This window comes from Mesorhizobium sp. B2-4-6, from assembly GCF_006442775.1.
In the GTDB taxonomy this organism is placed as follows: Bacteria; Pseudomonadota; Alphaproteobacteria; order Rhizobiales; family Rhizobiaceae; genus Mesorhizobium.
This window is the reverse complement of record NZ_VFVI01000003.1, coordinates 422,759-448,431: the sequence shown is the minus strand read 5'-3', so window position 1 is coordinate 448,431 and position 25,673 is coordinate 422,759. Positions and strand designations below refer to the sequence as shown.

The 25,673-nt window shown below is 63.6% G+C and carries 24 protein-coding genes; 9 read left to right on the top strand and 15 right to left on the bottom strand.

The genetic code is table 11. The features are described from left to right. Together FJ957_RS12280 and FJ957_RS12275 are read left to right on the top strand one after the other, a co-directional pair. Positions 1–2,265, top strand: a complete 2,265-nt coding sequence (locus tag FJ957_RS12280) for a xanthine dehydrogenase family protein molybdopterin-binding subunit (RefSeq protein WP_140831641.1) — start codon at positions 1–3, stop codon at positions 2,263–2,265. A 171-nt stretch (positions 2,266–2,436) separates the two neighbouring features. Beyond that, a complete protein-coding gene (locus FJ957_RS12275; protein ID WP_140703490.1) occupies positions 2,437–2,682 on the top strand; it encodes a MoaD/ThiS family protein in 246 nt (81 codons plus the stop codon). A gap of 440 nt (positions 2,683–3,122) precedes the next feature. Here FJ957_RS12275 and FJ957_RS32190 read toward each other — a convergent pair whose 3' ends face one another. Together FJ957_RS32190 and FJ957_RS12265 are read right to left on the bottom strand one after the other, a co-directional pair. After that, positions 3,123–3,419 (bottom strand): competence protein CoiA family protein, encoded by a 297-nt coding sequence (locus FJ957_RS32190; RefSeq protein WP_246685835.1) that lies wholly within the window; start codon positions 3,417–3,419, stop codon positions 3,123–3,125. Between the two features lie 360 nt (positions 3,420–3,779). Further along, positions 3,780–5,105 carry an ATP-binding protein gene (locus FJ957_RS12265; protein ID WP_181180548.1) on the bottom strand — a complete coding sequence of 442 codons (1,326 nt, stop codon included), beginning with the start codon at positions 5,103–5,105 and terminating at the stop codon, positions 3,780–3,782. Positions 5,106–5,195: 90 nt separating this feature from the next. Between FJ957_RS12265 and FJ957_RS12260 the strand changes: the two genes are divergently transcribed. Further along, positions 5,196–6,134, top strand: coding sequence for a hypothetical protein (locus FJ957_RS12260; RefSeq protein WP_140831637.1), 939 nt, complete (start codon positions 5,196–5,198; stop codon positions 6,132–6,134). Here FJ957_RS12260 and FJ957_RS12255 read toward each other — a convergent pair. The 8 genes from FJ957_RS12255 to FJ957_RS12220 all read right to left on the bottom strand — a co-directional run bounded on the left by FJ957_RS12255 (position 6,131) and on the right by FJ957_RS12220 (position 16,976). Continuing rightward, the gene (locus FJ957_RS12255) at positions 6,131–7,459 is read right to left on the bottom strand and encodes a PIN domain-containing protein (RefSeq protein WP_140831636.1); all 1,329 of its coding nucleotides are present in this window, start codon (positions 7,457–7,459) and stop codon (positions 6,131–6,133) included. The two genes, FJ957_RS12260 and FJ957_RS12255, sit on opposite strands and share 4 nt — an antisense overlap. A gap of 38 nt (positions 7,460–7,497) precedes the next feature. After that, a complete protein-coding gene (locus FJ957_RS12250) occupies positions 7,498–8,235 on the bottom strand; it encodes a reverse transcriptase domain-containing protein (RefSeq protein WP_140831634.1) in 738 nt (245 codons plus the stop codon). A 404-nt stretch (positions 8,236–8,639) separates the two neighbouring features. Beyond that, positions 8,640–9,062, bottom strand: a complete 423-nt coding sequence (locus FJ957_RS12245) for a DOPA 4,5-dioxygenase family protein (RefSeq protein ID WP_140831632.1) — start codon at positions 9,060–9,062, stop codon at positions 8,640–8,642. A gap of 527 nt (positions 9,063–9,589) precedes the next feature. Beyond that, positions 9,590–10,588: a nucleoside hydrolase gene (locus FJ957_RS12240; protein WP_140831630.1), complete on the bottom strand. Its 999-nt coding sequence runs from the start codon at positions 10,586–10,588 to the stop codon at positions 9,590–9,592. Between the two features lie 138 nt (positions 10,589–10,726). Continuing rightward, positions 10,727–11,488 carry a Stf0 family sulfotransferase gene (locus FJ957_RS12235; RefSeq protein WP_140831628.1) on the bottom strand — a complete coding sequence of 254 codons (762 nt, stop codon included), beginning with the start codon at positions 11,486–11,488 and terminating at the stop codon, positions 10,727–10,729. A 99-nt stretch (positions 11,489–11,587) separates the two neighbouring features. After that, entirely contained in the window at positions 11,588–13,738 is a 2,151-nt protein-coding gene (locus FJ957_RS12230) for an ABC transporter ATP-binding protein/permease (RefSeq protein ID WP_140831626.1), read from the bottom strand. A gap of 361 nt (positions 13,739–14,099) precedes the next feature. Further along, positions 14,100–16,073, bottom strand: coding sequence for a GGDEF domain-containing phosphodiesterase (locus FJ957_RS12225; protein ID WP_140831624.1), 1,974 nt, complete (start codon positions 16,071–16,073; stop codon positions 14,100–14,102). Between the two features lie 144 nt (positions 16,074–16,217). Then, positions 16,218–16,976, bottom strand: a complete 759-nt coding sequence (locus FJ957_RS12220) for an alpha/beta hydrolase (protein WP_246685816.1) — start codon at positions 16,974–16,976, stop codon at positions 16,218–16,220. Between the two features lie 186 nt (positions 16,977–17,162). Here FJ957_RS12220 and FJ957_RS12215 point away from each other — a divergent pair, with 186 nt between their 5' ends. The 4 genes from FJ957_RS12215 (at position 17,163) to FJ957_RS12200 (ending at position 21,525) form a co-directional block, all read left to right on the top strand. Next, positions 17,163–18,710, top strand: coding sequence for a winged helix-turn-helix domain-containing tetratricopeptide repeat protein (locus tag FJ957_RS12215; protein WP_140831622.1), 1,548 nt, complete (start codon positions 17,163–17,165; stop codon positions 18,708–18,710). A 9-nt stretch (positions 18,711–18,719) separates the two neighbouring features. After that, positions 18,720–19,658 carry a GNAT family N-acetyltransferase gene (locus FJ957_RS12210; protein ID WP_140831621.1) on the top strand — a complete coding sequence of 313 codons (939 nt, stop codon included), beginning with the start codon at positions 18,720–18,722 and terminating at the stop codon, positions 19,656–19,658. Between the two features lie 112 nt (positions 19,659–19,770). After that, the gene (locus tag FJ957_RS12205; protein WP_140831619.1) at positions 19,771–20,919 is read left to right on the top strand and encodes an amidohydrolase; all 1,149 of its coding nucleotides are present in this window, start codon (positions 19,771–19,773) and stop codon (positions 20,917–20,919) included. A 42-nt stretch (positions 20,920–20,961) separates the two neighbouring features. Continuing rightward, entirely contained in the window at positions 20,962–21,525 is a 564-nt protein-coding gene (locus FJ957_RS12200; protein ID WP_140831617.1) for a DNA-3-methyladenine glycosylase, read from the top strand. Here FJ957_RS12200 and FJ957_RS12195 read toward each other — a convergent pair. Further along, entirely contained in the window at positions 21,522–21,836 is a 315-nt protein-coding gene (locus FJ957_RS12195) for an EthD family reductase (protein WP_140831615.1), read from the bottom strand. The genes FJ957_RS12200 and FJ957_RS12195 overlap by 4 nt on opposite strands. Positions 21,837–22,037: 201 nt before the next feature. On the opposite strand from FJ957_RS12195, the gene FJ957_RS12190 reads away from it, so the two are divergent. Next, positions 22,038–22,397: a hypothetical protein gene (locus tag FJ957_RS12190; RefSeq protein ID WP_140831613.1), complete on the top strand. Its 360-nt coding sequence runs from the start codon at positions 22,038–22,040 to the stop codon at positions 22,395–22,397. A gap of 22 nt (positions 22,398–22,419) precedes the next feature. On the opposite strand, the gene FJ957_RS12185 is transcribed toward FJ957_RS12190, so the two are convergent. Together FJ957_RS12185 and FJ957_RS12180 are read right to left on the bottom strand one after the other, a co-directional pair. After that, on the bottom strand, positions 22,420–23,031 hold the full coding sequence (locus FJ957_RS12185) for a dihydrofolate reductase family protein (RefSeq protein WP_140831611.1): 612 nt from the start codon (positions 23,029–23,031) through the stop codon (positions 22,420–22,422). 1 nt (position 23,032) lies between these two features. Then, on the bottom strand, positions 23,033–23,563 hold the full coding sequence (locus tag FJ957_RS12180) for a cupin (protein WP_140831610.1): 531 nt from the start codon (positions 23,561–23,563) through the stop codon (positions 23,033–23,035). Between the two features lie 80 nt (positions 23,564–23,643). On the opposite strand from FJ957_RS12180, the gene FJ957_RS12175 reads away from it, so the two are divergent. Continuing rightward, positions 23,644–24,162 carry a hypothetical protein gene (locus FJ957_RS12175; RefSeq protein ID WP_140831608.1) on the top strand — a complete coding sequence of 173 codons (519 nt, stop codon included), beginning with the start codon at positions 23,644–23,646 and terminating at the stop codon, positions 24,160–24,162. A 56-nt stretch (positions 24,163–24,218) separates the two neighbouring features. Here FJ957_RS12175 and FJ957_RS12170 read toward each other — a convergent pair whose 3' ends face one another. Together FJ957_RS12170 and FJ957_RS12165 are read right to left on the bottom strand one after the other, a co-directional pair. Then, complete coding sequence (locus tag FJ957_RS12170) at positions 24,219–25,235, bottom strand: zinc-dependent alcohol dehydrogenase family protein (RefSeq protein WP_140831607.1); 1,017 nt, start codon at positions 25,233–25,235, stop codon at positions 24,219–24,221. A 42-nt stretch (positions 25,236–25,277) separates the two neighbouring features. Further along, positions 25,278–25,673: a cupin domain-containing protein gene (locus FJ957_RS12165; RefSeq protein WP_140831605.1), complete on the bottom strand. Its 396-nt coding sequence runs from the start codon at positions 25,671–25,673 to the stop codon at positions 25,278–25,280.

Genomic DNA, 25,673 nt, shown 5'->3' with positions numbered 1-25,673 from the left:
ATGAATTTCGATCCGCGCTACTCCGGACGCAATTTCTCCTCGGTCGGCACGCGGCCGATCCGCCCCGACGGCATCGACAAGGTGACCGGACGCGCCCGCTACGGCGCCGACTTCAACATGGCTGGACAGTTGGTGGGCCGGGTGCTGCGCAGCCCGCACGCGCATGCGGTGATCAAAAAGATCGACACGTCGAAGGCGGAAAAGCTCGCCGGCGTGAAGGCGGTGATCACGGCGAAGGACCTGCCCGACCTCACCGACGGCGACGCCGCCATGTACGACATCCTCGACAATTCGATGGCGCGCAAGAAGGCGCTCTATGACGGCCATGCGGTGGCCGCGGTGGCGGCGATCGACGCCCGCATCGCCCGCCAGGCGCTGAAGCTGATCGAGGTCGACTATGAGGTGCTGCCGCATGTCACCGATGTCGACGAGGCCGCGCACCACCATGCGCCGCTGATCAACGATCAGGTCTTCACCGAGGGGCTGGAGGAAAAGCCGGCGAAACCCTCCAACGTGACCAAGCGCACGCAGTTCGGCCATGGCGATGTGCACAAGGGTTTTGCCGAGGCCGATTTCGTCGTCGAGCGCTCGTTCAAGACCGAGCAGACGCATCAGGGCTATATCGAGCCGCATGCCTGCGTGGCGAGTGTCAACCCGGACGGCACGGCGGATTTGTGGGTCTGCACGCAGGGCCATTTCGTCTATCGCCAGCATTGCGCGCAATTGCTTGGGCTGGAGGCCTCGAAGCTGCGCGTCACATCGTCGGAGATCGGCGGCGGTTTCGGCGGCAAGACCCATGTCTGGGCCGAGCCGGTGGCGCTGGCCTTGTCGCGCAAGGCCGGCCGTCCCGTAAAACTGGTGATGACCCGCGACGAGGTTTTTCGCGCCTCGGGCCCGACCAGCGCCACCTCGATCGACGTCAGGATCGGCGCCAGGAAGGACGGCACCATCACCGCCGCGGAAGCGACGCTGCGCTATAGCTGCGGCCCCTATGCCGGCTCCTGGGCCGAGATCGGCGCGATGACGGCGTTCGCCTGCTACAAGCTCGAAAACGTCAAGACGGTCGGCTACGAGGTGCTGGTCAACCGGCCGAAGACCGCGGCTTATCGTGCGCCGTCGGCGCCGATGGCGGCCTTCGCGGTGGAAAGCTCGATCGACGAGCTTGCCCGCGAGATCGGCATGGACGCGGTGGACTTCCGCATCAAGAATGCCGCGCAGGAGGGCACCCGCGCCTCCTACGGCCCGGTCTATGGGCCGATCGGCATTGGGCCGACGCTGGAGGCGGTGAAGAAGCATCCGCACATGAAGGCGCCGCTGAAAGCCAACCAGGGGCGCGGCATGGCCTGCGGCTTCTGGTTCAATTTCGGCGGCCAGACCTGCACGGACCTGAACATCGGCATGGACGGCTCGGTGTCGCTGGCCGTGGGCACGGTGGATGTCGGCGGCTCCCGCGCGTCGCTGTCGCTGGTGGCGGCGGAGGAGCTAGGCATCGACTACAGCAACGTCAAGGCGATCGTCGCCGACACGTCTTCGCTGGGCTACAACGACATGACCGACGGCAGCCGCGGCACCTTCTCGTCCTCGATGGCGACGATCTCGGCCGCCCGCAACGCTATTCTGATCCTGCGCGATCGCGCCGCGCAGATGTGGGATATCCCGGTCGAGGACGTGGTCTGGGAAAAGGGCCACGCCATCGCCAAGGGCGAGAAATACGGCAACCTCTCGCCACTGTCGCTGAAGGACATCGCGGCGAAGTCGGGCACCACCGGCGGGCCGATCGCCGGCCATAGCGAGCTCGTCGCCGACGGCGCCGGCGTCTCCTTCGCCACCCATATCTGCGACATCGAGGTCGACCCGGAAACGGGTGCCGCCCGGGTGATCCGCTACACGGTGGTGCAGGATGCCGGCAAGGCGGTGCACCCGACCTATGTCGAGGGCCAGTACCAGGGGGGTGCCGCGCAAGGCATAGGCTGGGCGCTCAACGAGGAGTATATCTACGGCAAGGACGGGCGGCTGCAGAACGCCGGCTTCCTCGACTACCGCATCCCGGTCTGCTCCGACCTGCCGATGATCGACACGCAGATCCTGGAGATCCCCAACCCCAACCACCCCTATGGCGTGCGCGGCGTGGGCGAAACCTCGATCGTGCCGCCGCTGGCGGCGATCGCCAACGCGGTGTCGAACGCCGTCGGCGTGCGCATGACCCACATCCCGATGTCGCCGCCGCGGATACTCGCGGCGCTTGAGGCGGAGCGGGAAGGCTGAGAGGCATCCAAGCTTGGGTAGGTGTGTTGAGATTCAGGTCAGGCCGAGCCGAGAATGATGGCTTCCGAGAACCGGAGCGGAGCGTACTTGAAGTACGTGAGCACCGGAAGCGCAGGAAGCCGTCGTTCGCAGGCCGGCCTCACCTGAATATCGACACAGCTTGAGGATCTGATGGTCGCCGTCACCCTCTGGGGCTCGCTCAGCGCCGTCGCCGGCGGCAAGGCCAAGCACGAGATCGAGGCCAAGGACATCAGGGAGCTGTTCCGCAAGCTGGCGGAACAGTATCCCGGGATCGAGCCCTGGATCGACCGCGGGATTGCGGTGGCGATCGACGGGGTGATTTATAGGGATACGTGGAGTAAGGAGCTGCCGCCGGGGGCGGAGATTTTTCTGTTGCCGAGATTGGCTGGGGGGTGATGGGCCAGAGCTACTCGCCCCTCCGGCCTCCGCAACCCCGCCCGATTGCTCACTAGTATTTTGCTCGGCGACGACCTCGGAATGGTCCAGAATGCCGAGGTCGTGCGTAATTCCAACGACGAGCGATCAGTCCCTTGCGGACAACCCATGTAATGGCATCCATCGGTATGATCTGCTCCCTGATCCTAGCGGCGTCTACAAACCAAGACCGCGAAACAGCCGCGAGAACGGCATAGCCGTCGATACGACCCGGTAGCAGACACCAAAGCTTTCCTTGCATCCCCGGGGCAGCGAAGCCTTCGAAATCGAATAGGACCGGCTTTGCGCAATTGAGCCAGACAGCGGGCAGACAACGCTCCGGGCTACGCGTGATGAACAGGTCTTTCGCAAAGGCAACTCTGAACAGGTTTACGCCCGCGAGAAACCGCTTCCGGTCGTTCTTAAGGCGCATCCCGTCCACGACCCAGATCATGTTCCGGTAAAAGGTCTCGCGTGCAACTCTCTTGCGCAGGCAAGTGAGAATGCTGGAACTCAATCACTTGGCCATCTCCGGTCATCACGTCCGCGACGTGCTTCTCACCTTTTTCATCGTGCTGGATGATTTCCTGCCATTCCGAGGGAAACTGATCCTTCCAGCTGCGGTGCCAGAGAGTTTCCGGCTCCCACCAACTGTCGCAGTTCCTATTGCCACGATGTGCCCAATGCCAAACGCGTTGTGTTCCGCACTTTCCGATCATTTGTTGCGAGCAGCCTGGGCAGTTGCCCGACAATCCGGGCAGAGCCTCGCGCCGATCATTGTTCACCAATGCAAATCGCATAACTCCCTCCATAGGTGCGCGGCCACGCCAATGCGCGTGTCAGCTGGTTTCTTTCGAGGAGTGTTCGGCAGCATAGCCAGCCATAGCTGGCGCTGGTTCTTCTTACGTCGCCGTAAGGGGCAAACCCACCGTCGGTTATCGTGCGACTGTCCTCAGTTACCGGCGCCGCTTCTTAAGGCACGACGCAAACTGTAGCCGGTAAGCTCGCTTGGTCAAGTCCAGAGTACGTCACGAACGCTGGCGCTACCAACCCCTACTGACGCTGCGGCCTTAGAGGCATCAATAACGATTGTTCCGAAACTTCGCGATCTCTTCACTCACCATGCTTTCCGACAAAGGTGCGAAGTCGAATGCGTCGTAAAGTGGCTTGAGCAATGGAAGAAGCACTTCCGCGAGGTTATCCTCGATGGTGGAGGCCCGCGCCTGCCCTTGCATTTTCACTGTATCGACAAAACACTCGCGGTCGTAACTAAGGTAGCGCCAATCAAACAAGGCCGCCATCCGCCGACCTTTCAAGCCATCGTACTGAATGCGCACCGCAATTTCAGGGTCTTCGCCAAACAATCTAGCGAGGCGCGCTACATAGAGGAGAGTTTCACCAATGCGCCAAATCGGGATCGTGAGATCGATAGAGCTGCCCGGCTCAGCCTTCTCAGTGAAATCCTCGTCGTAAGATCGAATTTCATAGAGTAAGCCATCTGGTCGGGCTCGCCAATAGTCACAGTGCCTGCCATCCCTGCCCCTTTCGCGAGGGTCACCAACCCAAGCCTCAATCACGTCACCTACTGGCACAGGCCCAATCGGCTTGCGTTCGAGCAGCACAAAAGGACCCCATCCGGTCAATCTGATTTCGGCTGCCTTTCGAAGATTGCCCAGCAAACTTCGAAGATCCGATGCAGGTCTCACTCCTAATATTTGGAACGATTGCTCGTAGTGCCCGAAGGGAAAGCGTGCCGGATCATCCTTGGGCAACGGTTCTAGACGCGTATTCCAACTGTCCCGCGAGGCGTCTGTGAACTTGAGCAGTTCATCAATCTGCGCCTGCGCTAACGAATCTAGCGAACGGCCCTGTACGATACCCCTTATTGCCTCGAGCAAACTGTCCCGGTTGGCGCGAACACATCTGTCGAGGAGTGTTCGCCACTCCTCTGCCGTAAATGGCTCTTCGCTCTTGGGACCTGGTTTTCGGATGTAAACTTTCTGAGCGAGGATTTCTCCGTCGGTACCCTTGGCTGCCATTATTGGAACAATTTGGCCGCCCGGCACAACCACGATCGCATGCTCATTGCCCGATGTTGGATGAGTCAAATGGACTAGATCGCAGTGAATGTTAGGATCCGCATACTTGTTTATTGCCGCATTTACGGCGTCAGCCGTGTACCGACCAATTTGATCTGGACGAGGATAGGAACCGATAGGAGCATTGTTGGCTTCGCGCATCCCAATAACAATGGTTCCACCTCCATGATTCGCGAGCGCGATAGCAGCCTTAGCAAGTGGCGCCCGCCCCGCCGGAATATTGAGATCGAGCCATGACTTGAATTCTGTTGCAAGTGTTTCATTTTGAAGCTGAAATAGTTTTTTAAGGTCCTCTATCGTTGCCACTGCAAGCACCTCGGCTGTATATTGAGAGTCGATGATTTATCATCCGTGGTGAAATTAGTACACAGAGCGAGATTCGGAACGATTCCACAGGTGCAGATCATGCCGGTTAGAATTGCGATTGAACGGCGCTTCCCTCAAGATAGCGAACAGATCGCGGCCATGCGCGAACGCTTGATAGAGATATGTCAGAATTATCTCGACAGCGGACTTGGGGATGGCAACGCTGAACAAAGGCTTTGTTCGCCTGACGATTTCACATATTATCAGCAACTTTCCGAAGTGTTGCTAGCTCATCTACTTACAGCAGCTGGTATCGACTTCACCCATCAAGCTATTGGACCTGATTTTTGCATTGACCACAATGGAAGGCGCATCTGGATTGAGGTGATTGCGCCAATTCCTGCAAACATCCCAGCAGCTTGGCTCGCCGACACCGACGGCGTTCGCGACTTTCCGCATGAAGCGATACTTCTTCGATGGACCGCCGCCATCAAGCAGAAGGCTGAGGTGTTGCTTGGGAACCCACCCGGAGCCAACGGCTACGTTGCCAACGGCGTAGTTGGACCGCATGACTGCTACGTGATAGCGATTAACGGGCGTCTCTTGCGTGGCTCTGGCGGCGCATTGCAAGCCCTGATCGGTATCAGTCAATTTCCGTTCGCGGTTGAGGCGACCTTTGCGGTTGGCCCACTTCAGGTGCGGATCAATCGCGAAACGTTTGAGGCATCGGAGCCAGAGCATCAACAGCGGTATTTGATCCACAAGCCGGTTGGCCAACCCGTTCCCGCCGATACGTTTCTTGATCTGCGCTTTGCCCCTATCAGCGCGATTTGGGCGGTCGATATTGATGAATTTGCGGTTATGGACCGGCCTGTGAAGATGGTTGTTGTTCATAACCCGAACGCAATTAACCCTCTACCCGTAGGCCTTCTGCCCGCCCAAGACGAATATGTCGCGAGCGTTATCGATGCCCAGACTTATCGCCTTGATCGAGTCGAAGGCCGAACGCCCGCGCCTTGGTTTCGTTAATCATCTTCCATCGTGACGATCTCGCCCAAAAGCTCGACAATGGCCGCGTCCTCCCATGTGGCTTCCTGTTCGATGACGCGCATAGCAACTTTGGTGTTGATCGGCTCGGACAGGTTACTGGCGATCAGGTGAAACTCAAGGCTGCCTGAGAAGGCTGCGCTATCCGCGACAACCAAAACTTCGTCGCTCCAAGATCGTCTTGGATGATAGTCCTCGCACATGAGTGAAGCGCTCTTCTCTCCCTTTTTTGGCCTGTCGACCCAATAGAAGCCAGCCGGGTCCCTTGGTTTTGGCAGTGAACCAAAACTCTCGAATTTCCTTATGGGCAGCTCAAACATTTTGCGGGGAGTGGGAACATCTGGAGGGCTAGGCAAGGCTGGAATGCCGGCTAGCCGACACGCATCGGTGCGATCTGCTGCAAGCCAAGCGTCGCCCTCTATCGCTGTCTCGATGCGAAGGCCTTTGGTAGCTATACCGCTATCATTTGTGACCGTGTACGGCACTCTAATCACGAGCGCAGCCCTGCGCACCATCTTATGGAGCCGTTCGAAATAACCTTTCACGGACTGCTCGAAACGGTCATATTCTCTGCGGTAACGATCCGCGGATTCCTGGGAGACCCCATGTCCCATTAGCTCTTCAAGGTCGCTAACGCGCCTTAGAGAAGCACGCGGATGTTGGGTAAGAATAGTATCTGTCTTTCGACGGATTTCTTCTGGGTCGAGAGGCGGGAGGATGGGCACCACCCACTCCAAACTCTCTTTCGCCACCCCCAAGGCTAGTAAGATTTTTGGATGCCGTTCACGAGCCGCACGCTCGAGCTGTTCAATTTTGCGGTCTTTTTCCGAGCGCTCAGGCGGCAGAAGCCATGTTTCTTCGGGCTTTAGCGTCTTCACGGAAATGGCGCGGGCACTAATACGCGGCCCACGGTCATGAGAGAACACAATCGCACCTTCGCCATGGACGGCGGCGTGCGCGACGATCAGATCATCTGTCTTGGCAAGGTCAAGTTCCGGAAAGCGCGCCTCCTCAATCCTGTTGCGGGCGCCAACGCGCAGCCAAACGCTCGGGTGACCAGGTTTCCATTCCAGTGCCATGCTATCGAGTTCCATCGCCTCGTCAATTAACGCAAGCGCTGCGCGTGAGCGATCGCGCCGCCGTTCATTGGGCCCGACCTTGAAGGCTTCGAGCTCTTTGATGACGGGCATTATGACCATGATGTCGATGCGGCTTGCCTGTGGAAATGTCGCCGCCCAAGGGATATCCTTCAGATCCCGCATTTGAATGAAGGCGTTAGTGTCGACAAAAATAGGAATAGTCTTCATAGCGAATTCTAGTTCAATTTGTCCGGTGCCGAATGTCACTAAGCCGCTGGCGCATTACCGTTGGCGACGCCGTCGCAATAGCGCTCAAAAGCAGATGCGCTCGCGGCAGAGCGGTCTATCGAATAAAACTCAGCCTTCCGCGCGGCCTTAACCGCCGCGTGTTGATGGGTCAGGTCACAATGGAACAGCGCGACGGCCTCGGCCGGCGGCTGAGTTTTTTCTTTATTCAACGCGAAATTGGATTGCTCGAGTACCTGTAGTAGCCGAGCGAAGGCGGTATCCAACAGCTCTTTGTCGTCGCCCGAGAGCGAGATATCGTCCATATAGACCGACGCCGTCACCGGTAGATCACGCAGGAATGCGCCTACCGGCGAGCGCATCAACACGAGCGTCGCCAAGATCGGCGACTGCACAAAACCGTACGGCAATGCGTAGCGTGGTTCTCCGTAGGGGTTACGCACGCAGGACCATTTTGCAGCCTCGCCTGCCTTTGCAATGCCAATCTCCGCCAGCGCCCGTGCGACTCGATTTCGACCGATGCCATAGAAAAACCGCTCGATGTCGATGCGGGCAAAATAGCGGTGTTGACGATGCGCGTGCAACGCGGCGACGTGGCCGCCCCGGCGAAGATGGTAGAGAAACTGATCGAATTCAACCGCGGCCTCGATCTGTTCCTTCAGCGCGTAACCGATCGCTTGGCCACGCTCGCTAGGCACAAAGACGGGCTTGCCTTTGCGCAAGTAGGAGTAGCGGTAGGTTTCGAATAGAACAGACATAGTTGACGACCTTACTTACGAGATCAAGCGTAACGTTGGCGAGTTCAAGAAGAACTGCAATCCACGAGACGTACTCGTAAGCAAGGCGCGTGAGATTCTGCTTTTTACGCATAAACCCACCTCCATCTTCTCATCCCCGGCAACCTACAACTCCATCAAATGGAGTCGTCAACTGAGAGAACCATATGGCCTCGAAGCGTAACTACAGGGTTGCATGAAGCAGGTCCCAGGTAGCCCGCCGGGTGAGCTGCAGGTTATCGCCGGCAATGTGCTCAGCAATGTAGAAACAGCGTTTGACGATTACAAGCAGGGTTGGGCCCTCAAAAGAAAAAACCGCGTAACTGTAGCGGCAGGTGTCCGGGCTTGCCTCATCATCAAGCCGTCGCATACAAGCAATAGCCTCCTCACACCCCCAGCGTCGGCTCGGTATTCACCTCCAGCGCCTTTTCCGCCTCGTCCTCTTCGCCGAGCACCTCGCCGTGCACGCCGAGCGCGCGGCCGATCCAGATCGGGTCGATCAGGTGGTCGCGCTTGGGGTTGGTGGTGTTGGGGTGGATGAGGATGCTCAGGCCGCCATGGTTCAGCATCAGCCAGGGAACCAGCGTGGCGAAGATCCCGGTGGCGAAGGAGACCTGGTACATGGCCTGCTCGTGCGGGCCGACCGGCTCGTCGCGCCAGTTGCCGAGGCGCACGCGGAAACGTTCGCCGATGCGCTGGCGCAGCCATTCGGCCTGCCGCCGCTGCGCCGCATCGCCGTAATAGATGTGGGCGTGGTAGCTGGCGATCTCCGCAAGCGGTCTTGGATCATGTGGCGTGGTGTCTTTCATCGCGATGTTCCCGATGGTTCCAGTCTGTCGTGCGGAACTCTAGGCGGTTCTTCGTTGCCTGGAAACGGCGGGCCGCTCTACAGACTGTTTAGCATCGGCGCGTTTGGCGCGTGATCGCAGACGCCGGCCCTGCCCCCGCTCCGGCTCGGCGCTGCGCGCCGAGCCACCTCTACCCCACTTTGTCTACGCTATGCACACATCTTCTGTGACTGGCGCGACTGATCAGGCCGAGGCTTGATTGCCACGTGGTTCCCCCAATCCGTCGCTGCTTCGCAGCGCCACCTTCCCCCCTCCGGAGGGAAAGGAAGGGAGCGTTGCTGGACGGGCGTTGAACGCAAAAAAGCTTGGCGCCTTTCCTCTACCCCGTCGATCGGGGGAGAGGTGGCTCGGCGAAGCCGAGACGGAGTGGGGGTCAACCAGTGCTGCATAAGACAATGCATGCGCCAAGCTGCCATGCACGCTATCGCCAAAGGCCAGCCGCGTGGAATGTGTGCATGCCGTAGCCCATTTCATGGGGGCGAGGAACGCTAACCGCCAAGGCCGCGGCCTCGGCCGGCTTTCTTGCCGCTCAGCCGCTCGACCGCGTCGACGATCAGGTCGCAGAATTTTTGATGGTCGAGCTTCATCGCCACGCTGTGGCGGAAGTTCACCTGCTCGCTCGCCGTGCCGCCGAAATGGCGCATGCCGCCCATCTTCTCGAAATTGCAGACCGTCATGCCCCTGGTCCAGCGTCCGGCGGTCTCGACGCGGATGTCGGCCTTCTGCGTGGTGAAGACGCTTGCGTCGATCATGGCCGCCACGCAGCAGGCGTCATGCACGGCGGGATATTCGATCTGCAGGAGGCCGCCATGCGTGGTGGCGATGAATTCCCAGATATCGAGGATGAATTTGGCGATCGAACCGCCGACGGCGCGCACCCTGTCCTGAAGTTCGGGCGTGGCCAAAGCCTGGTGCGTGAGGTCGAGCCCCACCATGGTGACGTCCCAGTCGGCGCGGAACACCACGTCGGCCGCCTCCGCGTCGGCATAGACGTTGAACTCGGCCGCTGGCGTGATGTTGCCGCGCGTGAAGCTGCCGCCCATCGCCACCACCTTCTTCACCCGGCCGATGATGCGCGGGTCCTTGCGGGCCGCGAGCGCAATGTTGGTGTAGGGACCGACCGGCACCAGCGTGACGGTCTTCGGCTCATGCGCCATGACGGTGTCGATGATGAAGTCGACGGCATGCCGCCTGTCGAGCTCGAAGGAGGCCGGCGGCAGCTCGGGGCCGTCGAGCCCGGTCTCGCCATGGATCTCGATCGCCAGCACCTGATCGCCGACCAAAGGGCCGGGCGAGCCCTTCGCCACCGGCACCTCGATGCCATAGGCCGTGCAGGTGGCCAGCGCGTTGCGCGTGGTGTTCTCGACATTGTGGTTGCCCGAAACCGTGGTGATGCCGAGCAGGTCGATGTTCGGGTTGCCGGCCGCAAGCAGGATGGCGATGGCGTCGTCGTGCCCCGGGTCGCAATCCAGGATGATCTTTTCCATGGGTGGCGTCCTCCTCCTGTCGGCCGGTTGGTGCGATTACAGATCAGGCAGCAGGTAAGAGGCAGTAGGCAGTAGGGAAAGGGGACACATACTGCCTGCTGCCTGCTGCCTGCTGCCTGCTGCCTGCTGCCTACTGCATCAGAAGCGCCTTCGGTTGAGCGGCCGCTTTGTCGCGAAGCGGGCCAGATTGTCGAGCGTGCGCGGCACCGGCGCATCCCCGATCGCCTCGATGGCGCCTTTGTGCCCGGCTTCCTGCCGAAAACGCCTCGCCCACTCCTCGGTGACGTCGTCGCGCTGGATCCTGAGTTGAGAGACCGGCACCGTGGCCGGGGCCGGAACATCGAGCAATTCGGCGACGGCGTCGAGATAGGGTTGCGGGTCCGCCAGCAGATCCTCGTAGACGAAACGGCGATAGGGCAGTTCCGAAAGATTAAGATAGGCCCGCCAGAATGCGTAACTCTGCTCGATCTGGAAGAAAGCCTGGCTGATGCCGGCAAAGCTGTATGGAACGACGGAGCCGGAGTCCTGCTCCCGGCTCGTCCACAGCCGCGAAACGCTGGCGCGGTAGAAGGAAATCGCCTGCCTGAGCCGGTCGCGGCGTTCAAGCAGGATGAAACCCAGATCCTTGTCCTGGCGGATCTCCAAGAGGAAATCCTTGCCGCATTTTTCCTTCGACCAGATCAGGTGGCGTGGAAACACCTTGACGGCGAAGCGGCCGTTTTCGGTCGAGGATTTGCGCATGACCGCTTCCTCGAGCGCAGCATAGGCGCGCGGCTCGGAACCCAGATAGGCCGATTTGAGCCATTCCGCGGAACGGCCCATGACGCCTGTGGCATTCGTAAGGCTTCCCAGCCAATTCGAGCCGCTTCTTCCCTCGGTTAAAACCGCGACGCCTTTCAAAATGATCCCCTTTAGAAATGCTTTCCAATAAAGCGGCAAAAACGCCAGGGCTCAATGCCTCATTGCCGCCGCCGCACTTGTTCCATTGTGCCAGCACCCTCACCGCCCCGCTCCGCCGCTGGCGCCGCTGCCCCACAGCGCGCGCTGCAGCAGGCCCCGCGCGCGCTTCCTCGGCGCGAGCTCGACGTCGCTGACCAGCCGCGCCCCGCCCTGGCGCCGTTCCAGCGTGATCTTTCGCGTGTGGAAGGCTTCCAGCTCGGCGCGGTGCGCGACGCTGATGATGGTGACCTGGGGCAGCACCTTGATCACCGTCCGCATCATCTTGTCCTGGCTCTTCTCGTCCAGCGCCGAGGTCGCTTCGTCGAGCACCACGATATCCGGCGCGTGCAGCAGCAGGCGGGCGAAAGCCAGACGCTGCTTCTCGCCGCCCGACAGCGTCTGGTCCCAGGGCGCCTCCTCCTCCAGCCGGTCCTTCAAATAGCCGAGGCCGACCTTGTCGAGGGCCGCATTGATCTCTTTCGTCTTCCAGTTGTCGGCGGCGGCGGGATAGGCGGTGGCGCGGCGCAGCGTGCCGGACGGGATGTAGGGGCGCTGCGGCAGCATGAACAGCCGCTTGCCCGGGTGGAAATCGACGCTGCCGCTGCCCCAGGGCCAGAGGCCCGCAATGGCGCGCACCAGCGTCGACTTGCCCGAACCGGATTCGCCCGAGACCAGCACGCGCTCGCCGGGCTCTATCATCACCTCGGTTTCCTTGACCACGGCGGTGCCGTCGTCGAGCGTCACGGAAAGATCGTTGAGGCTGAGCATCGCCCCGTCTTCGGTCTCGCCGCGCTGGATGCGGCCGAGCTTGTCGTTCTCTTCGGCGCGCTCCAGCCCGTCCAGCGACATCATCAACGAGGCGATGCGGTGGGCCGACGCGTTCCAGTCGGCCAGGCGCGGATAATTGTCGACCAGCCAGCCGAAGGCGCCCTGCACGATGGCGAAGGCGGAGGCCGCCTGCATCACCTGGCCCAGCGACATCGAGCCGTCGAGGAATTTCGGCGCGCACAGAAGCACCGGCACCACCGGCGCGAACAGGCTGGAGCCTTGCGAGACCAGTGCCGTGCGCATGTGCTGGCCGGTGAGCCGTGCCCAGCGGCCGAGAACGCCGGCGAAGGTGCGGTCGATGCCGGCGTTCTCCTCCTCCTCGCCGCCCAGCAGCGCGATGCTCTCGCCGTTTTCGCGCACGCGCGTCAGCACGTAGCGGAACTCGGCCTCGGCCTGGTTCTTGTCCTCGGAAAGCTGGACGAAGCGGCGGCCGATGGCGAACATCGAGGTCGAGGTGATCGCCGCGTAGATGACCGCGGTGACGACGAGGAAGCCGGGCACGGTGAAGGTGGAGCCGCCCAGCGAAAAGCTCAGCGCGCCGCCGATGGTCCACAGCACCACGATGAAGGTCGAGGCCGACAGGAAGGCGTTGAGGACGCCGGCGATGAAATCGACCGGCGATTCGGTGGCGATGCGCAGATCCTCGGTCAGCCGCGCCTCCGGGTTGGCGTGGTCGCCCTTGACGAGGTTGAGCTGGTAGTAGCGGCCGCTGGCCAGCCAGCGCTGGATGACGGCCGTGGTCAGCCAGGAGCGCCAGCGCCGCTGCATGGTCATGCGCAGGTAGACTTGCGCGACCACCAGGCTGATGCTGCCGGCGACCAGCGGCAGGAAGATGCCGCTCAGCCAATAGACGGTGTGGGCATCGCGCTGCTCGATGGCGTCGAAGATCGCGCGGTTCCAGCGATTGATGCCGTATTGGAACCCGACATTGACGCAGATCAGCGTGAGCAGCCCGATCGTCAGGGGCCAGGCGAGCCTGTCGCCGTGCAAACCCCAATAGCCGCGACCGCTGATCCAGAAGCGCCGCAAAAGGTATTTCTTGCGCGCCCGCTCGGCTTCCTCCGGCGAAAGCGCGGGACCCGGCTCGGCGGCCTCCGGCGGCGGCGACCCGGCGTGGCCGATGGCTTCCGGTGCTGCTTCGGCGGGCGCCTTTTGCCCAGGCGGGTTCTCGCCGGCCTGTGGCTTGCGTTGCCGGACTTCGTCGTCCTTCAGCCGGTCTTCTTGAAGTCTGTCTTGCCGCGCCTTCTGCGCGCGCGGCTTCCCGGCGCCACGCGGTTTCGACTGGCGCGGCTTGTCCTGGCGCAGCGGCGCTGAACGCGGCTTGCTTGCACCGCGCTGCGTGGCGCTGTCGGCCGGTTTCGGTTTGTGCTTGGCCGGGGGCATCGCGCGACAACGGCCCAAAAATCAAAAGGTTTCATGCGGGCCGCCCAGGCCAATCGCCAAGGGCACTCCCCCACTCCGTCTCGGCTTCGCCGAGCCACCTCTCCCCCGATCGACGGTAGAGGAAAGGCGCCAAGCTTTTTGCCGCGCTCGTCCAGCAAGGCTCCCTTCCTTTCCCTCCGGAGGGGGAAAGGTGGCGCTGCGAAGCAGCGACGGATTGGGGGAACACGTGGCAATCAAGCCTCGGCCCGATCAGTCTCACCCGTCACACCCCCGGAGCGCTCCGCCGCTCCGAGTGCCGCGCCTCACGGCAACCCTACCCTTTCGAGGCTGCTTGCCTGCTGGGTCACGGGCGAGCGACCCATCACGCGGCGTTGCCGCTGCGAGGATTGCGCAACGGCTCGAAAATAACCTCAGCGGCAGCGGCGTCGAAGGCCAGCGCGTCGCGCATCGGCAATGCGGCCGAAAACAGATAGCCCTGCGCGATCATGCAGCCCAGCGAGCGCAGGATCATGCGGTCGGCGTCGGTCTCGACGCCCTCGGCCATCACCTCGATCCCCAGCGTCCGGCCAAGGCCGATGACCGCCTCGACGAGCGCCTGGTCTTCGACGGATTTCGCCAGGTCGCGGACGAAATCCTTGTCGATCTTGATCTTGCGGATGCGGCTGTCCTTCAGCGACACCAGGGTCGAGAAGCCGGTGCCGAAATCGTCGAGCACGATCGATATGCCGGCATCCGCCAGGCGCCCGACCTTTTCGTCGACCCGGTCGCGATCGACCGGCGCCTCTTCGGTGATCTCGATCTCGAGCATCGCGGCGGGCACATTGTTCGCCCGCAGGCCGGTAAGGATCATGTCGTCGACATTGCCGGCCTCGAGCTCGCGCGGCGAAAGGTTCATCGCGACCCGAACATCGCCGCGCCCCTGCTTCACGAGTTCGCCGATCATGCCGCAGCAGTTGAGGAACACCGTCTCGGTAAGAAGCGAAAGCAAGCCGGTTTCGCGCGCGGCGGTAACGATCTCGGGCGGCGAGATAGCGCCATGGACGTCATGATGCCAGCGCAGCAGCGCCTCGAAGCCGACGACCGCGCTGCTGTCGAGCCGCACCAGCGGCTGGAACCAGGAGCAGAGCCGGCCTGCCTCGATCGCGCCGCGCAGGTCGCGCTCGATGCGGTTCTTGCGTTCCAGCGCGGCGTCGAGCCCCGCGTCGAACAGGCAATATTCGTTCCTGCCGCCGCGCTTGGCTGCATAGAGCGCGAAATCGGCCTTGAGCAGCATTTCCGTCAGGCGCGGCTTTTCGGCCTGATAGATGCCGATCGAGGCGCCGACGCGCACCGAATTCAGCTCCGGATCCGGATTGGCGATGGCCGCGATGATGGCCGACGCAAGCTCGCCGGCCTGCTGCGGACACCTGTCGGCGGAGAAAAGCAGCACGAACTCGTCGCCGCCGATGCGCGCGATCGTAGCGCCCCGCGGGGCGTGGTCCTCGATCCGGCGCGCCACCTTGACCAAAAGGTCGTCGCCAATGTTGTGGCCATAGGTGTCGTTGACGGATTTGAAGCCATCGAGGTCGATCAGCATGGCGACGAACGGGCCGTCGGAAAGACCGAGCTTGGCGATCGCCTGCTCCAGCCCGTAGCGGTTGAGAAGGTTGGTCAGGGGGTCCCGCCTGGAATTGCGCTCCATCTCGGCGGCGAATTCGCGCGCCTCGTATTTGAGGCGGCTGGTCTCGCGGAAACGGGACTGTCCGATCAGCGCGCTCCTGATCATGCCGCCGAGGAAAAGCAGGATCGTGAAGGCGAGCACGCCATTTTCGACGCCGCCTTGCGCGAACACGCAGCCGGCGGCGGTGAGAAGCGGCAGCACGATGAAGTTGATCGAAGCCGGCGCGTAGGAGGTTCCATAAGTGACCGAACCGGCCGAGGTGCCGGCAAGCACGATCAGATAGAGCGGCGCCTGCGGCGTGGTGTATCCGTCGCTGAGCAGCGCCAGGAAAGACCAGGCGACGCCCGAGGCCAGCGCCAGCAGGCCATAGAGGGAAAGCCGCGCGCCCACCGCCCCCGGCCTGTCGTCGGCAGCATCCGACTGAGCCACGGCAAGTACCACACGCGCGCCATTGATCAAGGCGATCGCGATAAACCACAGCACCGCGGCAAGGCCGCCACCCGACAAGAGCTGCACCGCCAGGATCAAGGCCGAGAGCACCGTGCCTATGGGCATCGAGATGAAGACGCACTTGCTCAGATCCGCAAGCTGGTCGCGCAGGATGCCTGCTTCCACGGCTTCGCTGTGTCCCTCGGAGGAGAGACCTGCAAGCAGCCGCTCGTCATGCCCTGTCATGGCCATAGTGGTTAGGCGAGCGGAATGAAAATCGTGTTAAGGATTTCAGCGGTTTACGGTGCATTTCTCGATCAGGGGCCGGCGCGGCAGCCGGAAGCCCGGGCGCCGCCAGGCGTCCGGGCTGTTCGCAAGGATAAAGCGGTTTCAGTTTTTCGCGGCGGCGGCCTTTTCGATAAGGTCGGCGACGGCCTTGGGGTTGGAGACGTAGACGGCGTGGCTACCGGCCACTTCCACCGTCGTCGCCTTGGCGCGGCTGGCCATCTGGCGCTGTGCCGGCGGCGGGATCATGTGGTCGTCGGTGGCGACGAGGTACCATGACGGCTTCACCTTCCAGGCCGGCTGGGTGACCTTGCCTTCGAGCGCCGCCACACCCCACGGAACCTGCGAGTCGGCCATGAAGGACGCGAGTTCGGGCTTGACGTCGGCGGCGAAGGAGGCGGCGAACTTCGCCTTGTCCAGCATCAGGAAGCCGTCGACGGGCGGCAGGATCGGGGGCACCGGAGCGCCAGCAGGCGGGTTGGCGATCAGCGAGGAGACCGACTCGCCGGCGTCCGGCGCGAAAGCCGCGATGTAGACGACGCTCTTGACCTTGGGATCGGTGCCGGCTTCCGAGACCACGACGCCGCCATAGGAATGGCCGACCAGGATGACGTCGCCCTTGGCTGCGGCGATGGCGCGCTTGGTGACCGCGATGTCGTCGGCGAGCGATGTGGTCGGGTTCTGGACGATGGTGACGTCGTAGCCGTCCTTCTTAAGTATCTTGTAGACGCCGTCCCAACCGGAACCGTCGACGAAGCCGCCATGCACGAGGACGACGGATTTCGCAGGCTGGGCATTTGCCGTTCCGGCGGCGGCGACGCCGAGGGCCAGGGCGGCGGAAGCGATGATTGCAGCGGTAGACATTTTGAGTTCTCCTGTTCAAAAGCGTTGTTTGCGTTGCTTGCAGGAGGACTATGCGACGGAGCGGTCGGGTTCGCTTTCAGGCCGCCTTCAGGATCTCTTGATTTTCCCTTGAGATCGCTTTGATTTTGCGCCCAACAGCCGGCTAGACTATCGGAGCCGGCGTTTTTCCGGCGGGTGGAGCAGGCATTGCCATATCATTTCGAGGATTTCGTTCTGGACGGGGACAGGCGCGAGCTGCGCCGCGGCAACGAACTGATCCCCGTCGAGCCGCAGGTGTTCGATCTTTTGCAGCACCTCATCCGCAACCGCGACCGGGTGGTGAGCAAGGACGATCTGGTCGACGTCGTATGGCAGGGGCGCATCGTCTCCGACGCCACCTTGGCCAGCCGCGTCAACGCCGCCCGCGGCGCGCTTGGCGACAATGGCGAGGACCAGCGGCTGATCCGCACCATCCTGCGCCGGGGCCTGCGCTTCGTCGGCACGGTGCGCGAGGACGGCGCGCAGGGCGCCGCCACGGCGGAGCAAGCTGCCCCCCGCCCCGAGATTCCCGCCCGTCCCTCGATTGCCGTGCTGCCCTTCCAGAACATGAGCGGCGATCCGGAGCAGGATTATTTCGCCGACGGCATGGTCGAGGACATCATCACCGGCCTGTCGCGCATCCGCTGGCTGTTCGTGATCGCTCGGAATTCGAGCTTCACCTACAAGGGCCGCGCTGTCGACGTGAAGCAGGTCGGGCGCGAGCTCGGGGTGCGCTATGTGCTGGAAGGCTCGGTGCGCAAGGTGGGCAACCGAGTGCGCATCACCGGCCAGTTAATCGACGCGGAGGACGGCAGCCACCTTTGGGCCGAGCGCTACGACCGCGACCTCACCGACGTGTTCGCGCTGCAGGACGAGATCACCATCGCCGTGGTGGCGGCGATCGAGCCCAATCTGCGCCGCGCCGAGATCGAGCGCGTCAGGCGCAAGCGGCCCGATAGCCTCGACGCTTACGATCTCTTCCTGCGCGCGCTGCCCGATGTCTACACCTTCATGCCGCAGGGCGCCGCCAAAGGGCTGCCGCTGCTCGCCCAGGCCTTGGCCATCGAGCCCGATTACGCGCTGGCGCACGGCTTCGCCGCCTGGGCGCATCAGACCTTGTTCATACGCGGCGGCTTCCAGGCCGAGCACCGCGACAAGGCGACCCGCCACGCCCATGCGGCGATCGAGCATGGCTCAGGCGACGCGATGGCGCTGGCGCTGGCCGGCTTCACCATCGGCATGGTCGAGCATGATCGCAAGCTCGCCGACGAGGCGTTTTCGCAAGCGCTTTCGCTCAGCGCCTCCTGCGCCTTCGTCTATGCTTTCGGCTGCGTTTCGGTAGCCTATGGCGGAGACGCGCGGCGAGCCATCGACTGGGGCCAGCAGGCGCTACGACTGTCGCCGCTGGACGCCATGAACTGCGTGCCGCAAGGCATTATCGGCTTCGGCAATTTCCTGGCCGGCCAGCACGAGCAGGCGGTCGCCGCGGGCCGGCGCGCGGTGGAGATGACACCTGGCTTCAGCGTCCTGCACGGCTGGTTGGCGGCGCCGCTGGCAAGGCTCGGACGGATCGATGAAGCCAGGGCCGCAGGCGCGCGGCTGACGGCCCTCGACCCGCATTTCACCATCGGTGGCTGGTCGAAGGCGGTGGGCTTCGCGCCGGAGATCGTTGACGAGGTGACCGGCGCGCTGCGGCTGGCCGGATTGCCGGAATAGGCGATCAGGATGGAAGAACCCGGCCCGACCGAGCTCAGGCTGATGCAAGGCCTTGCCCAGGACGTGACGGCGCTACGGCCGGAACTGCTCAACGGCGATGCGACAATCGGCGAGTTGGCCTGGGTCTGGGCCAAGGATTTCGATGCGCTCGCCCCCTTCTGGCGGCACCGGCTGTGGTTCGTGGATGGGCGGTTGGTGGCATGGGGATGGGCCTGCCTGCCCCATCGGGTGCCGCGCGGCGACGGCACGGTGCACGAGATCGAGACCGCCAACCTGACCTGGCAGACGCATCCGGACCGCGCCGCGCTGCTTGGGGAAATCCTCGACTGGTACGATGACGTCGCCGGCGGTATCGATCAGTTGCTGACAGTGCAATCCGCCGACATCGAAGCACAGCGGATCGTCGCCGCGCATGGCTATGCCTTCGACGCGGAAGCCGGCGCGGATAACGGGGCCTGGGTGCAGTTCAACACGCGGGAATTGACCGACCTGCCCGATCCGGCGCTGCCCGAAGGCTTCCGGTTCCTGAACGCGAACGACGTTTCGGCGGCCGATGCGGTAGAGGCGCATCGCCAGGCCTGGCATAAGTCGCGCTTCAACGACGCGGCGTTGGAGCGGGTGCGGCGGACCTGGCCGTACCGGGGCGACCTGCATGTGCTCATCGCCGCGCCCGACGGCACGCTGGCCGCCACCGCGATCATCTGGCTGGACGAGACGACGCGGACCGCCGAATTCGAACCTGTCGGCACGCATCGCGATTTTCGCCGGCGCGGACTGGGCACCGCCTTGCAATTGCACGGCATGCGGCTGGCGAAAGCCGCGGGCGCCACGCGCATGTTGGTCGCCTGCCGCGGCGCACCGGCGGATCCGGCCGCCCGGAACATGTATTACGGCGTCGGCTTTCGCCCGATCAGTCGCGACCTGCCGCAGGTGAAGGCGGTCAAATAGCGGCATTGATTTTGCGAAAGCCGATGGACCATCGGAATTGATCGGCATGGCACGGCGCGAGAAAAACCCTATCGTGTTTGTGTGACCGGCAAGCCAATCGGAGCCCCAACCCATGACCCTCACCAATCGAGACATCGTCGAGCTGACCGAATGGCGGCGCAAGCTGCATCGGCAGCCGGAAATCTCGAACAAGGAGGAGAAGACGGCGAGCGAGGTCGTCGCCTTCCTCGCCGATACGGGACCGGACCAGATGCTGACGGGGCTCGGCGGCCACGGCGTGGCGGCGGTCTACGACAGCGGGCAGGCCGGGCCGACGGTGCTGTTCCGGTCGGAGCTCGACGCGCTGCCGATCGAGGAGCTTTCGGGCGTCGCGCATAGCTCGCAGGTGCCAGGCAAGTCGCATATGTGCGGCCATGACGGGCACACGGCGATCCTGGCGGCGCTCGGCCGTCAGTTCGGGCGCGAAAGGCCGGCGCGAGGCCGCGTCGTCCTGATGTTCCAGCCGGCCGAGGAAACCGGCAACGGCGCGGCCGGCGTTGTCGCCGATCCGCGCTTCGGCGAGATTCAGCCTGATTTCGCGTTTTCGCTGCACAACCTGCCGGGCGTGCCGTTCGGCGAGGCGCGGCTGAAGGCCGGCACCGTCAACTGCGCCTCGCGCGGCATGCGCATCGTGCTCGAGGGCAAGACCGCGCATTCCTCGATGCCGGAAACCGGCACCTCGCCGATGCCGGCAGTGAGCGAGCTGATGCCGGCGCTCCCAGCGCTCGGGCGCGGGACCTTCGCTGATGAGGATTTCGGCATGGTGACCGTCACCCATTGCGTGATGGGCGAAGCCGTGTTCGGCATCGCGCCCGGCTACGCGGAAGTGTGGGCGACGCTGCGCACGCGCCGCGACGAGCGCATGGCCGAACAGGTCGCCGCCGCGGAAGCGCTTGCGGCAAAAATCGCCGCCAGGCACGGCCTTGCCGTGCGCTTCGACTATCACGAAATCTTCGTTGCCAGCGTCAACGCGCCGGACGCGGTGGAGCATCTCAACCGCGCGCTCGACGAGGAAGGCGTTTTACGCAGCGAGGCGGCGCTGCCGATGCGCGCCTCGGAGGATTTCGGCATTTTCGGCCATAATGCCAGGTCGGCGATGTTCTTCCTCGGCGCCGGCGAACGCACCCCCTCGCTGCATAATCCTGACTATGATTTCCCCGACGACCTCATCCCGATCGGCTCGCGCATCTTCATGCGCACGGCACGCAACCTTTTGGGCTGAGCGGCGCGCCAAAGATGGCCTGCCCGATCGACGTCAATCACCATGCCATTTAGTGCTGGCTCCGCCGCCGATTTCTTCGCCCGCGACGCGGTTGTCGTGGCACGCGCGCTGATCGGCGCGAGGATCGAGCTCAGTGGCGTCGGCGGCATCGTCGTCGAGACAGAGGCGTACCGGCCCGACGACCCCGCCTCGCACAGCTTTCGCGGCCGCACGCCGCGCAACGCGCCGATGTATGGCGCGCCCGGCTCCGCTTACGTGTACCGCTCCTACGGACTGCATTGGTGCCTGAACGCGGTGTGCCTGCCGGGCAGCGCGGTGCTGATCCGGGCAATCCAGCCGCAGTCCGGTATCGCCGCCATGCGCGCGCGGCGCGGAATGGACGACGAGCGGCTGCTCTGCTCAGGCCCCGGCAAGCTTTGCCAGGCGCTGGGCATCGACAGCTCGCACAACCGGCTGCCGCTGACCGCGCCACCTTTCGAATTCGCCCGTTCCGAAGCCGACCCGGCCGCGATCCTCGCGGGTCGCCGGATCGGCCTCACCAAGGGCGTGGAAGCCGAGTGGCGCTTTGGCCTCGGCGGATCGGCTTATCTCAGCCGCAGGTTCTAAACTTCCCTGCTGTCGAAAATGAACATCTGGACGCCCGACTCGTCAGGTGCGTAAAGCCGGCGATCAGCGCCCGCCGCTTTTCCTTCCGGGCTCGCGAAACCCTTCTTCATGGCGTCGAGATCGTCGAAATGCAGCACCCCGATCAGGTAGACATCGGATGGGCCGGCCAGCACCGTGATAGGCCCCCGGCTGACCTCGTATTTCCTGAGACCCGGAATTTTCTTGGCCAGCCGTATGTGCGTCTCGAAATAATGCTTGTCGAACGCCTGCGCGTCAGCCGGCTGCCTATAGATGACGATCATTCCAGCCATTGCGGTTCTCCTTTTTGTGGTGGACGAACCAAGGACGAAATGGCGGGCGGAAATGGAACGAAGCGTTGAAAAGAATCCGGGAACCGGGCTCGAAGTACGACGATGCGGCTCTCGGTCCTTCCATCCGCTTTCGAAACCATCTCGCTTGTGCGAAGACGCGTTCCGTGTAGTCTTCGCCCTAAATTAGCAGAGACTCAAACGATGAAAATTGCGGTGATCGTCGCGCTGAGCGCGGCAGCGGCTGGGTGCGTATCCTCCCCAGTCGACTATGGCGCCACGCTTCCCCAGCAGGATCCGAAATGGGCGTCGCCGGAATGCCAGCAGGCCCGCACGGCGGCCTCGGATTACGCCACCCGCGAGAAGCAGAACCCCGGCTGGGGCTTCGGCGTGCTGGTTGGCCCTTACAGCATGGGGCTCGTCGCGGCCGCCAAGGAGCACGAGCAGCAGCAGCGACGGCTGCTCGCCCGCCAGATCCATCTGCAATGCTCGAGCCAGCCGCTGCCGAAGGAACTGGATTTCGATCCGTCGACCTACGCGCCGAAGAAGACGCATTATCCGTAGGCGGTGGGCCGCGGCCCGGTTTCTACCGCGGCCGCTCCGCCGCGCCCTCCCCGTCGAACGCGTAGGTGAGGATCGCCACGCCCGTCGCGGTCGATACCAGGTCCGACAGCTTCGGCGCCGACGGCGTCTGCCCCGGCTCAAAAAGGCGCGAGCCTTCCCCCAGCACCAGCGGGTGGACCATCAGCACCAGCTCATCGATCAGCCCGTGCCGCATCAGCGCGCGCAGCAGCTTGCCGCTGCCGAACATGACCAGCGTCTTGTCGTGACCTTGCTTGAGCGCGCGCACGGCCTCTCCGGCATCGCCGGCAAGCAGCGTCGAATTCTCCCAGCGCGGTTCGTAGCCGGCGTCATGCGAGGCGACGAACTTCCGCGCGCCGGTCAGCGCCCTGGTCATCGGACTGGCCGGCTGCCGGACAGCCCAGGCTTCGTGAAGGTCCTCATAGGTCGTCCGGCCGGCGAGCAGCGACCAGCCGCCGGCCATGGCGCGTCCGATGACCTCCTGCATCCGCGGGTCGCTGCCCGGAATGCCCCAGCCGCCATGCGCAAAACTGTTGCGCGTGTCTTCATCAGCGCGCGCCGGCGCCTGGAAAACACCGTCCAGCGTCAGATGCTCGATGGCGACGATCCTTGCCATTTCAGCCTTCGCTCCATGCTTTCAGCAGCGGCCCGTCGCCGCCATGGACCGGATCCTTGTCCGGCCGGCCGACAGCCGGGATGGTGCGCAGCGCCTCGGCGTGCTGCTCGGCGCTCCGGCACAGATCATATGTGCCGAAAGGCGGATAGGCGCCGACCACCAGAAGGTCGGCCGAGGCGGACAGGCGCTGATGGCCGGTGCCGGCCGGCAGCAGCGCCACGTCGCCCGCCTTGACCTTGAGCACCTTGCCCTTATCGCCGCCGAAGCGGATCTCGGCGGCGCCGCGCGCGATGCCCAGCACCTCGTGGATGCGCGAATGATAGTGGACGAAGCCGTAGATGCCGTCTCGCCAACTATCGCCCCAGCCATTGGCGCCAAAAATATCCTCGAAGACGGCCGCCGGATCGGCGTCGTCCGGCAATTGTACCGCGCCGGGATAGACGAGCATCGGCCAGCGCGGATGGTTGGGCACCAGCCCGTCATCGGCAAAGCGGAAGGCGAGCGGTTCCTGTTTGTTGACAGATTGTGCCATCCTTGCGGCTTCCTGCATGGTCTTAATCGGACCTAACGGTTTTCCGCGGGTTTTGCTCCGGCCAGTCCGAGGAGGTCACAATGGCTGCGTTTCGTCTTTCGGCAATCGGCCTTTTTGCATCGACACTTGCCTTTACCGCCGCTGCTGCCGGCAACGCCACGGCGGCGCCTGCGCAGGATCTCCACAAGCTCTGCCGCCAGGTGAAGAATGACGACACGGTCCGCCCCTATTCGCACGCGCTTCACGCCGGCACCGTCAAGGCGTTCAAGAAGCTGTTTCCGGAGGCCAAGAGCGCGCCGCAGGAATCGGAGCTTGCGACGCAAGCCAACTATCGCTGCATGAACGGCAAGCTGCTGGCCTGCTTCGTCGGCGCCAACCTGCCCTGCGCGAAGATGAACGCCGCGCGCGACAATCCCGGCGCGGACGAGTTCTGCAGGACCAACCCGAATGGCGACGTCGTGCCGGCTTTCGCGACGGGACACGACGCCGTCTATGCCTACAAATGCGCGGCTGGCAAGGCGGTGATCACCGGCCAGCCATGGGTGCTCGACAAGCGCGGCTTTGCCACCAAACTGTGGGCCGAAGTGCCCCGGCACTGACATGCGCGGGTCCTCGGCCCGACTGCCGAGGGCTCGCGGCCACCTGCCGGCGAAACCTAGACCTCGAGCATGACCTTGACGGCGCGGCGCTCGTCCATCGCGCGGTAGCCTTCCGCCACCTCGGCCAGCGGCAGCTTGAGGTCGAAGACCTTGCCGGGCTTGATGCGGCCTTGCAGCACGCGCCCCATCAGGTCGGGCAGGAAGCGGCGCACCGGCGCCGGCCCGCCCAACATGCGCTTCTGGCCGAAGAACAGGCGCTGGCCGTCGAAGCTCACGCCATGCGGCACGCCGACATAGCCGATGGTGCCGCCGGGCCGCGAGCAGGCCAGCGCCTGGTCGAAGGATTCTCCCGTGCCGACGCATTCCAGCACCGAATCCGCGCCGATGCCCCTGGTAAGCTCTTTGATGCGCGCAATGCCTTCCTCGCCACGCCCGGCCACGATGTCGGTGGCGCCGAACTCGCGAGCCAGCTTCTGGCGGCTCGCGTGGCGGCTCATGGCGATGATGCGCTCGGCGCCCATCTCCTTGGCCGCCAGCACGCCCATGAGGCCGACAGCGCCGTCGCCGACGACAACCACCGTCGATCCTTCGCGGACCTCGGCCGCATCGGCCGCGTACCAGCCGGTGCCGAGCACATCGGAGACGGCCAAAAGATCCGGTACCAGTTCGGCCGGCGGAACCTCGGGAGTCGCCACCAGCGTCCCGTCGGCCAGCGGCACGCGGGCATAAGGCGCCTGGGCGCCGCTCATGAACTCGCGCTGCTCGCAGGACGACTGGAAGCCGAAACGGCAATGCGGGCAGGTGTTGTCGGAGAGGCAGAAGGAGCCGACGACGAACTGGCCGGGACGGACATTGCGCACCTCGCTGCCGACGTCGACCACGATGCCGCAATACTCATGACCCATGTGCTGCGGGCCGTCGACCGGCTGCAGCCCGCGATAGGGCCACAGGTCCGAGCCGCAGATGCAACTGGCCGAGAGCTTGATGATGGCGTCCGTCGGGCGCAGGATTTTCGGATCGGCGACTTCCTCGCAGCGGATGTCGCCGGGCTTGTGAAGAACGGTTGCGAGCATTTGCTTTCCTTTCGTTCAATCAGACAGGGTCGGGCAGGAAGCTCAGGCGCCGTAATCGGCGTCGCTGACGTGTTCCAGCCAGTCGACGACCTTGCCGTCCTTGACCTCCTGGAGGGCGATGTGGGTCATGGCGGTTGCGGGGGACGCGCCGTGCCAGTGTTTTTCGCCAGGCGCGAACCAGACGACGTCACCCGGCCGGATCTCCTCGACGGGGCCGCCCTCGCGCTGCACGCGGCCGAGGCCGGAGACGACGATCAGCGTCTGCCCGAGCGGGTGCGTGTGCCAGGCGGTGCGGGCGCCGGGCTCGAAAGTCACCTGCGCGCCCTGCACACGCGCGGCGTCGAAGGGGTTGAAGAGCGGATCGATCCGCACCGTGCCGGTGAACCAGTCGGAAGGGCCCTTGCCGGAAGGCCTGGTGCCTGCGCGAAGAATGTCCAT

Bases quoted from the DNA above. Each gene is read 5' to 3' on its own strand.
- FJ957_RS12200 (WP_140831617.1), top strand. From the start codon at position 20,962: ATGCCATTTAGTGCTGGCTCCGCCGCCGATTTCTTCGCCCGCGACGCG.
- FJ957_RS12180 (WP_140831610.1), bottom strand. From the start codon at position 23,563: ATGGCACAATCTGTCAACAAACAGGAACCGCTCGCCTTCCGCTTTGCC.
- FJ957_RS32190 (WP_246685835.1), bottom strand. From the start codon at position 3,419: ATGATCGGAAAGTGCGGAACACAACGCGTTTGGCATTGGGCACATCGT.
- FJ957_RS12190 (WP_140831613.1), top strand. From the start codon at position 22,038: ATGAAAATTGCGGTGATCGTCGCGCTGAGCGCGGCAGCGGCTGGGTGC.
- FJ957_RS12225 (WP_140831624.1), bottom strand. From the start codon at position 16,073: ATGACAGGGCATGACGAGCGGCTGCTTGCAGGTCTCTCCTCCGAGGGA.
- FJ957_RS12255 (WP_140831636.1), bottom strand. From the start codon at position 7,459: ATGAAGACTATTCCTATTTTTGTCGACACTAACGCCTTCATTCAAATG.
- FJ957_RS12220 (WP_246685816.1), bottom strand. From the start codon at position 16,976: ATGTCTACCGCTGCAATCATCGCTTCCGCCGCCCTGGCCCTCGGCGTC.
- FJ957_RS12275 (WP_140703490.1), top strand. From the start codon at position 2,437: ATGGTCGCCGTCACCCTCTGGGGCTCGCTCAGCGCCGTCGCCGGCGGC.
- FJ957_RS12240 (WP_140831630.1), bottom strand. From the start codon at position 10,588: ATGGAAAAGATCATCCTGGATTGCGACCCGGGGCACGACGACGCCATC.
- FJ957_RS12250 (WP_140831634.1), bottom strand. From the start codon at position 8,235: ATGTCTGTTCTATTCGAAACCTACCGCTACTCCTACTTGCGCAAAGGC.
- FJ957_RS12170 (WP_140831607.1), bottom strand. From the start codon at position 25,235: ATGCTCGCAACCGTTCTTCACAAGCCCGGCGACATCCGCTGCGAGGAA.
- FJ957_RS12245 (WP_140831632.1), bottom strand. From the start codon at position 9,062: ATGAAAGACACCACGCCACATGATCCAAGACCGCTTGCGGAGATCGCC.
- FJ957_RS12210 (WP_140831621.1), top strand. From the start codon at position 18,720: ATGGAAGAACCCGGCCCGACCGAGCTCAGGCTGATGCAAGGCCTTGCC.
- FJ957_RS12230 (WP_140831626.1), bottom strand. From the start codon at position 13,738: ATGCCCCCGGCCAAGCACAAACCGAAACCGGCCGACAGCGCCACGCAG.
- FJ957_RS12195 (WP_140831615.1), bottom strand. From the start codon at position 21,836: ATGGCTGGAATGATCGTCATCTATAGGCAGCCGGCTGACGCGCAGGCG.
- FJ957_RS12280 (WP_140831641.1), top strand. From the start codon at position 1: ATGAATTTCGATCCGCGCTACTCCGGACGCAATTTCTCCTCGGTCGGC.
- FJ957_RS12165 (WP_140831605.1), bottom strand. From the start codon at position 25,673: ATGGACATTCTTCGCGCAGGCACCAGGCCTTCCGGCAAGGGCCCTTCC.
- FJ957_RS12205 (WP_140831619.1), top strand. From the start codon at position 19,771: ATGACCCTCACCAATCGAGACATCGTCGAGCTGACCGAATGGCGGCGC.
- FJ957_RS12175 (WP_140831608.1), top strand. From the start codon at position 23,644: ATGGCTGCGTTTCGTCTTTCGGCAATCGGCCTTTTTGCATCGACACTT.
- FJ957_RS12185 (WP_140831611.1), bottom strand. From the start codon at position 23,031: ATGGCAAGGATCGTCGCCATCGAGCATCTGACGCTGGACGGTGTTTTC.